The organism is Gillisella terrae (genome assembly GCF_004801395.1).
Lineage (GTDB): Bacteria > Pseudomonadota > Alphaproteobacteria > Rhizobiales > Rhizobiaceae > Allorhizobium > Allorhizobium terrae.
On sequence record NZ_SSOA01000022.1, the window covers coordinates 1 to 7,944 of the forward strand.

At 55.9% G+C, this 7,944-nt stretch carries 7 protein-coding genes and 1 riboswitch; of the genes, 6 read left to right on the forward strand and 1 reads right to left on the reverse strand.

Annotation, left to right across the window (positions count from 1 at the left end; genetic code table 11):
- Positions 1 to 264 precede the first annotated feature (264 nt).
- Positions 265 to 1,761 carry a serine hydrolase domain-containing protein gene (locus E6C51_RS19890; protein WP_190237292.1) on the reverse strand — a complete coding sequence of 499 codons (1,497 nt, stop codon included), beginning with the start codon at positions 1,759 to 1,761 and terminating at the stop codon, positions 265 to 267.
- Positions 1,762 to 1,936: 175 nt separating this feature from the next.
- Here E6C51_RS19890 and E6C51_RS19895 point away from each other — a divergent pair, with 175 nt between their 5' ends.
- The 6 genes from E6C51_RS19895 to E6C51_RS19920 all read left to right on the forward strand — a co-directional run bounded on the left by E6C51_RS19895 (position 1,937) and on the right by E6C51_RS19920 (position 7,690).
- Positions 1,937 to 2,977, forward strand: a complete 1,041-nt coding sequence (locus E6C51_RS19895) for a dipeptidase (RefSeq protein WP_190237293.1) — start codon at positions 1,937 to 1,939, stop codon at positions 2,975 to 2,977.
- A gap of 46 nt (positions 2,978 to 3,023) precedes the next feature.
- Positions 3,024 to 3,195: riboswitch (TPP riboswitch) on the forward strand.
- Between the two features lie 94 nt (positions 3,196 to 3,289).
- Complete coding sequence (gene thiC, locus E6C51_RS19900) at positions 3,290 to 5,122, forward strand: phosphomethylpyrimidine synthase ThiC (protein ID WP_190237294.1); 1,833 nt, start codon at positions 3,290 to 3,292, stop codon at positions 5,120 to 5,122.
- 1 nt (position 5,123) lies between these two features.
- A complete protein-coding gene (gene thiO / locus E6C51_RS19905; RefSeq protein WP_190237295.1) occupies positions 5,124 to 6,116 on the forward strand; it encodes a glycine oxidase ThiO in 993 nt (330 codons plus the stop codon).
- The gene (gene thiS, locus E6C51_RS19910; protein ID WP_190237296.1) at positions 6,113 to 6,310 is read left to right on the forward strand and encodes a sulfur carrier protein ThiS; all 198 of its coding nucleotides are present in this window, start codon (positions 6,113 to 6,115) and stop codon (positions 6,308 to 6,310) included. The genes thiO and thiS overlap by 4 nt, the downstream gene beginning before the upstream one ends.
- A 1-nt stretch (position 6,311) precedes the next feature.
- The gene (locus tag E6C51_RS19915) at positions 6,312 to 7,085 is read left to right on the forward strand and encodes a thiazole synthase (RefSeq protein WP_190237297.1); all 774 of its coding nucleotides are present in this window, start codon (positions 6,312 to 6,314) and stop codon (positions 7,083 to 7,085) included.
- A complete protein-coding gene (locus E6C51_RS19920; RefSeq protein WP_190237298.1) occupies positions 7,082 to 7,690 on the forward strand; it encodes a thiamine phosphate synthase in 609 nt (202 codons plus the stop codon). Before E6C51_RS19915 ends, E6C51_RS19920 begins: the two co-directional genes overlap by 4 nt.
- Positions 7,691 to 7,944: the final 254 nt, after the last annotated feature.

Consider the following 7,944-nt stretch of genomic DNA (forward strand, 5'->3'; position numbering starts at 1 on the left):
ACGGCTCGCACTCAACATTGCCACCATGCATCCAGAAAGGGTTCCCATGCGACGAAAACTCAAAAAGGCCGCATGGAACGAGAAATACCTACTCGAGCTCATTCACCATATGCGATAGGCCTGCCCACAAGGGGGAGGAGGCCTGTTGCATTCGGGGTAAGTCTCTCATTTTGCCAATAAATTTATGAATTTCCACAAGGGTGGCAAAGTTCTCAACCTGCTCCCTCCCCCCTGTGGGGAGGGTTGGGGAGGGGTCTTTTTACTCTACCGTTCCCGCCTATACTCCATCATCCGCGCCCGGTTCAGTGCCAGTTCCACACAGTTATCATCCAGCACATTCAGGCAAACCCGCTTGGTCCATGGTCCATCATGCAGGGTAAACAGGAAGCGTCCGCCACCTAAAGCCTGAAGCGGCATGCGGTGGCGGGTGGGGCCGATGCCCATGATCACGTCTGATCCATCAATCTCGAAATGTGCCCCTTCAGAAGACAGCCATCGTCCGCTTAAATCAGCGGGGATGGGTTCTGGCTTTGCGGGGTAATAGCGGCGGGCAGCGTGGCCGACTTCGCCGACAATATCGGAACCGTCCATCATCAATCGCATCGGCGAGGTAGATGAGCGCGATGAAATCCAGCCATTACCATCTTCATAGGCGCTATCATCGGCATCCAGCGAAACCACGGTGCTGCCCTTGACCTCAAGCCAATCGGGGCCAGTTTCCGTCACATAAAGCCCCTCGGTCAAGGCCGTGGATGGTGTGGGAAGGGGCAGATCAAGCAGAGCGGCCATGGCGCTTTGGGCAATCTTGCCACCATTGGTGTCTTCGCGGTTGGAAACGATGACAAAGCCGCAAGCGTTCTGCGGATCCAGCAGAAAATAGGTTTTATAGCCCGGGTGTGAGCCACCATGGCCAATGAAATCTCGATCACCAAGGGTGGTTTTGGCGAGACCCAGACCATAGCCGCTCAACCGTCCATCCTTCAATGGGCGCGGTGCGGCCATGACATCCAGCGTATCTTCGCGCCTCAACAGGTTTTGAAGCCAGAGCGTCAGCGATTCGGCGCTTCCCGTCATGCTGCCGGAGGCGGAAATATGCAGACCTGCCGCAGAAAGCTGCCATTTTTTGCCAGTATGCCAATAGCCGGGGGCCAGATTGGCAACCGTATCATTCCACACATCCGGCGCATCCAGCACCGCACCACAACCTGCGCCTGCCTTGGTGATGTAATCGCGGAAAAACACCCCTTTGCGCTCCAGCGCGGCCTCAACCAATCGATAGCCCGTGTTGGAATAGGAGACCTCTGTGCCGGCCTCGAAATTCAGCCGCGTCATGCGGGCGAGAAATTCCAGCAGGGCAGGGGCTTGGGTCTCGGTGTAAACGGAAAGACCCAGCAGGCTCAAGGCTTCACGAGTATCAGGCAGGCCGCCGCTCATATCCAGAGCGCGACCGACGGTCACGCTGGCCAAAGGCTCTTGCAATTCTGGCAGATGCGCCCCCAACATATCATCAAGGCGGATCAGATCGGGATGGCTTAGCACAAATGTGCAAAAGGCGTGTTTGGTTACAGAGGCATAGCGCACCACGCTTTGCGATGTGAAGGCTTGCCGGGTGTTCAGGCTTTCCAACCCGCCGCAGAGGGCAAAGCGGATGCCGTTCTGATCAAATCCCAGAATGGCACCGCCCGGTGTATCAGACGTCCATGGGGTGGTGAATGTTTGCGCTGCCGTTTCAGCAGCACGCCAATTGAGGTGGGACGTCATAGCAAAATCCTTCATGCACATATCAAACTGCGCCTAGCACGAAACATCAATGCTTCGCCCCCATAAATTTAAGGAGCTTCCATGCAAAGCGTGCATTGGCCTTGGCCCTGATTTCTTCTAAAAGGGGTTACCCATCTGCTTATCGATGGCGTTACAATCATTTCAAGGAAATACCATGTCCGCTTCCTCCCTCATGCCGGTTTTTGATGGTCACAATGACGTTTTGCTGCGGCTGCGCCGATCTGGCAAAATGCCTGCCTATAAAGCCTTTCTGGAAGGGGAAGTGGAAGGCCATATTGATCTGCCCAAGGCAAAACAGGGCGGGTTGGCGGGCGGATTGTGCGCGATTTTTGTGCCACCGCCGACCATGAAGCCTGATGCCAATGGTGATTTCGTTGCCCCATCGCAACCCGATGCACTGAATGAAACAGTGGCCATGGCCCGCATTCTGTTCGACATCGAGGCCAATTCCGAAGGGCAGGTGAAGGTGTGCCGCACGGCAGGCGATATTCGTAGCTCGATTGACCAAGGCGTGTTTGCCGCTGTTTTTCACATTGAAGGCATTGAAGCTGTCGTTGCTGATCTTGATGCGCTTTATGTGCTGCATCAGGCCGGTTTGCGTTCGCTGGGTCCGGTCTGGAGCAGGCCGAATATTTTTGCTCATGGCGTGCCTTTTCGCTTTCCATCCTCACCCGATATTGGCCCCGGCCTAACAGAGGCTGGCCAAGATCTGATCCGCGCCTGCAATGAACTGAAGGTGATGATTGACTTGTCCCATATGAATGAACAGGGCTTTTGGGATATTGCCAAGCTGTCCACCGCGCCGCTGGTGGCCTCGCACTCCAATGTGCATGCGCTAACGCCCCACAGCCGCAACCTCACCGACAAGCAGCTGGATGCGATTCGCGATACTGGCGGTCTGGTCGGCGTCAATTTCGGCGTGCTGTTCTTGCGCGACGATGGCGTGAAAAACCCCGATACCGATCTGGATGTGCTGTTGCGCCATGTTGATTATATTGTTGAGCGCATCGGCGTTGATCATGTCGCCTTCGGCTCGGATTTTGATGGCACGACCGTTCCCGCAAGCCTGAAAGATGCCACTGGGCTGCCGCTGCTGGTCAAAGGTCTGGAAGATCGCGGCTATGATGCCGCTGCCATTGCCAAAATCTGCCACGGCAACTGGATTTCGGTGCTGGAACGCACTTGGGGTCGCTGATCCAAATGAATCATTGACGCCGGGCCCCACCCGGCTTTAATCTAGACGCATTCACCAGGGGTGTCCCGCAAGGGGCTGAGATTCCGCTAGGCTTACGCAGGATTTCCGAAAAGTGGTTCCCGGTTTTCGGATAAAAATCCTGCAAGAAATGGCAGCGCGGTGACCCGTTGAACCTGATCCAGTTCATACTGGCGTAGGGACGGTGCAAGCGCGATGCGATTCTTGGCTCTCCACGAATCCAATTTACTCGCGTCTTATCATCTTTCCGGCTGTCATGACTGGGTCTCCAACTTTAACACTTGGAGCCTCAAGATGAATATTGCCCCGCAATTCCCAACACCCGAAGTCACCACGGGTCCGCTTCCTGCCTCCACCAAAATCCACATTGCTGGTGAGCTGCACCCCGATATCCGCGTGCCCATGCGCCAGATCGCGCTGCATCCCACATCCGGCGAGCCGCCGGTGAATGTCTATGATTCCTCCGGCCCTTATACCGATCCGAAAGCTTCGATTTCCATTGATCAGGGCCTGCCGCGCATTCGTAGCCAATGGATTACGGCCCGCGGCGACGTGGAAGCCTATGATGGCCGCCACGTAAAGCCCGAAGACAACGGCTTTGCGACGGGCGAAAAGCTGACGCCGGAATTTCCAGTGCGCCACCAGCCCTTGCGCGCCAAAGACGGCAAGGCTGTGACGCAATTGGCCTACGCTCGCGCCGGAATCATCACGCCCGAGATGGAATTCATCGCCATACGCGAAAACATTGGCCGCAAAGCCGCAAAAGAAGCCCTGATCCGCGATGGCGAGAGCTTTGGCGCGTCTATCCCGGATTATGTCACGCCGGAATTTGTCCGTCAGGAAGTGGCCATGGGCCGTGCCATCATCCCGGCCAATATCAACCACCCGGAAAGCGAGCCAATGATCATTGGCCGGAATTTTCTGGTGAAGATCAATGCCAATATCGGCAATTCCGCTGTCACCTCTTCCATGGCAGAAGAGGTGGAAAAAATGGTTTGGGCCATCCGCTGGGGTGGCGATACCGTGATGGACCTCTCCACCGGCCGCAATATCCACAATATCCGCGATTGGATCATCCGCAATTCGCCGGTGCCGATTGGCACGGTGCCGCTCTATCAGGCGCTCGAAAAAGTCGGCGGCATTGCTGAAAACCTCACGTGGGAAGTGTTCCGCGACACATTGATTGAGCAGGCCGAGCAGGGCGTGGATTACTTCACCATCCATGCCGGAGTGCGGCTCTCCTACATTCATCTCACCGTCAATCGCGTCACCGGCATTGTCTCTCGCGGCGGTTCGATCATGGCCAAGTGGTGTCTGCATCATCATAAAGAGAGTTTTCTCTACGAGCATTTTGACGAAATATGCGACATCTGCCGCGCTTATGATGTGTCCTTCTCGCTGGGTGATGGCCTTCGCCCCGGCTCGATTGCCGATGCCAATGATGCCGCCCAATTTGCCGAGTTGGAAACCTTGGGCGAACTGACCAAAATTGCCTGGGCCAAGGATTGTCAGGTGATGATTGAAGGCCCCGGCCATGTGCCGATGCACAAGATCAAAGCCAATATGGACAAGCAATTGGCCGTCTGTGGCGAAGCCCCCTTCTACACGCTCGGACCCCTCACGACTGACATCGCACCGGGTTATGACCACATTACCTCTGGCATTGGTGCAGCGATGATCGGCTGGTTCGGCACAGCCATGCTGTGTTACGTCACACCGAAGGAACATCTGGGTCTGCCGGATCGCAATGACGTGAAAACCGGCGTCATCACCTACAAGATCGCCGCCCACGCCGCCGACCTCGCCAAAGGCCATCCGGCAGCACAGGTGCGCGACGATGCACTTTCCCGCGCCCGCTTCGAATTCCGCTGGGAAGATCAGTTCAACCTGTCTCTCGACCCAGACACGGCCCGCTCTTTCCATGATGAAACCCTGCCAAAAGACGCCCACAAAGTCGCGCATTTCTGCTCCATGTGTGGCCCGAAATTCTGCTCGATGAAAATCTCGCACGACATTCGGGCGGAAGCGCAGAAAGAGGGGCTGGAAGCCATGGCGGCAAAATACCGCGATGGCGGCGATCTCTATATGCCGCTTGCTGAGGGGACCAACCAGCCCGCAGGTGAGTGATATGAGCGTGTTGATCAAAGGGACCGGCGTTGCCGGTCTCACCTTGGCCACGGAATTAACCCGGCGCGGCATCAAGGTTGCGCTGGTGGATAGTGCTCCGGCCGTAGGGCAGGGGGCCTCACACTATGCGGGCGGTATGCTCGCGCCCTATTGCGAACGCGAGGCGACCGAGGAAATTGTCCTCACCCTTGGTCTTCAGGCGACCGATTGGTGGGAGGAGGCGCTGCCCGGATCGGTCACCCGTAATGGCACATTAGTTTTGGCCCCCGGCCGGGATGTGGGCGATCTCAATCGCTTCGCCAGCCGTACCCATGGCTTTGAATGGGTGAATGAGGAACAGATTGCCGCGCTGGAACCCTCTCTGGCCGGGCGCTTTCGGCGCGGCTTGTTTTTCGCGCAAGAAGCGCATCTCGATCCGCGTCAGGCATTGAGCGGTCTCTGGCGTGCATTGTTGCGCCAGGGCGTGTCTTTTCATTTGGGTGATGTGCCCACGCCGAATGTCTCGGCCTTCAATACGGTGGTGGATTGCACCGGTGCCGCCGCTATTGCGCAGCAGCCAGACTTGCGCGGCGTGCGAGGTGAGATGATCTATCTGCAAACACCAGAGGTTACGCTGCATCGTCCCGTGCGCCTGCTGCATCCGCGCCATCCGATTTATATTGTGCCTCGCGCTGACCATCGCTTCATGGTCGGGGCCACGATGATTGAAGCCGAAGACGATGGTCCGATCAGCGCCCGCTCCCTGATGGAATTTCTCAACGCAGCTTACACCCTGCACCCTGCTTTCGGTGAAGCGCGATTGATAGAAACCGGCGTCGGCATTCGTCCGGCGTTTGCCGACAATATCCCGCGTGTCACCGAAACTGCCGATGGCGTGGCTATTGCTGGCATGCATCGTCACGGATTTTTACTATCTCCGGCTATGGCGCGGCAGGCCGCCGACCGGATTGTCGAGATGGTGAGTGTGCATCAAAAATCGAGGTTGGTGTCATGAAACTTCTTGTCAATGGCGAACTGCTGGAAACCGCCGAATCCACGCTATCCTTACTCCTTCACCGATTGGAGTATGAAGGTGAGTGGCTGGCCACGGCCGTCAACGGTGAACTCGTCCACGCCGAGGACCGGCAAACCCATGTTTTGCAAGAGGGTGATCGCATCGAAATTCTCTCACCCATGCAAGGAGGCTGATATGCTAAGACTTTATGATGTGGAATTATCGTCTCGCCTGTTGCTGGGAACGGCTCGCTATCCTTCCCCCGCCGTCTTGGCCGATGCGGTTCGCCATTCAAAAGCCGAGATTGTCACAGTTTCACTCCGCCGCGAAACGGCAGGCGGAAAATCCGGCGGCGCATTTTTTGAGCTGATCAGAGAACTCGGCGTGCGCGTGCTGCCCAACACAGCCGGATGCCACAGCGTTTCCGAGGCCGTGCTGACAGCTAAAATGGCCAGAGACGTTTTCAAAACCAACTGGATCAAGCTGGAACTGATTGGCCATCAGGACACCTTACAGCCCGATGTTTTTCAGCTTGTCGAAGCAGCGCGTATTCTGAGCGACGATGGTTTTGAGGTTTTCCCGTACACCACCGAGGATCTCATTGTTGGTGAACGATTGCTGGAAGCGGGATGCAAGGTGCTTATGCCCTGGTGCGCCCCGATTGGCAGCGCCATGGGGCCACAAAATATACCCGGTTTACGGGCTATGCGTGCCGAGTTTCCTTATACACCTCTGATTGTCGATGCCGGTATTGGCAGACCATCCCATGCCACGACCGTGATGGAGCTTGGCTTTGATGCCGTCTTGCTCAACACGGCCGTGGCCAGTGCTCAGGATCCGATATTGATGGCGGATGCCTTCGCAAGAGGGATTGAAGCGGGCCATACCGCCTATCTTGCCGGAATGCTGGAGCCACGAGATATGGCCGTTCCATCCACCCCCGTTATCGGTAAAGGTGTGTTTGCATGAAACTCGATCCCTTTTACCTCATCGTCGATAGCGCCGATTGGATTGACCGCTTGATCCCGCTTGGCGTCAAGCTCGTGCAACTGCGTATGAAGGAAACGCCTGAGCCAGAATTACGCAATCACATAAGACGTTCAAAAGCCGCCTGTGCAGCGCACCATTGCCAACTGATCATCAATGACTATTGGCGCATCGCACTGGATGAAGGATGTGACTTCATCCACCTTGGACAGGAAGACCTTGCGGATGCCGATCGTTCGGCAATCCGCAAAGCAGGTGCACGGCTTGGCCTTTCCACCCATGATGACGCGGAACTGGACATTGCCCTCGCAGCCCAGCCCGACTACTTGGCCCTTGGTCCAATCTGGCCCACAGTTCTGAAGCAGATGAAGTGGGAACAGCAGGGCGTTGCGAAATTGCAGACCTGGAAAGCCAAAGCCGGGGCCATTCCTCTTGTGGCAATCGGCGGAATAACAGTGGAGCGACTGGACGATGTTTTTGCCCATCAGGCCGATTGCGCGGCTGTGGTGACGGACATTACCCGCAACAGCGATCCAGAAGCGAGAACGCGTCAATGGCTGGCGAAAACAGAAAAGTGGCGTGGATAAGGTAAGCGGTGATAAGTTCTTTGCTTTTCAGTCGCTTACAAAAAACGTCATAAAACTGAAAAAATCCGTTTGACATATTTGTGTGTTAGTCCTAGAACCCGCTTCACCGAACGAGGCGGCGCTTCTAAGGAAGTGTTGATTTCGCTCTATTGAAATCATCTGGATAGCTTTTAGAGTTAGACGACCGAGCTTTGCGGTTTGGTTGAGGTGATTTTTTGACGGTTTTGACCGTCAGTTCTTTGACAATTGAAGAT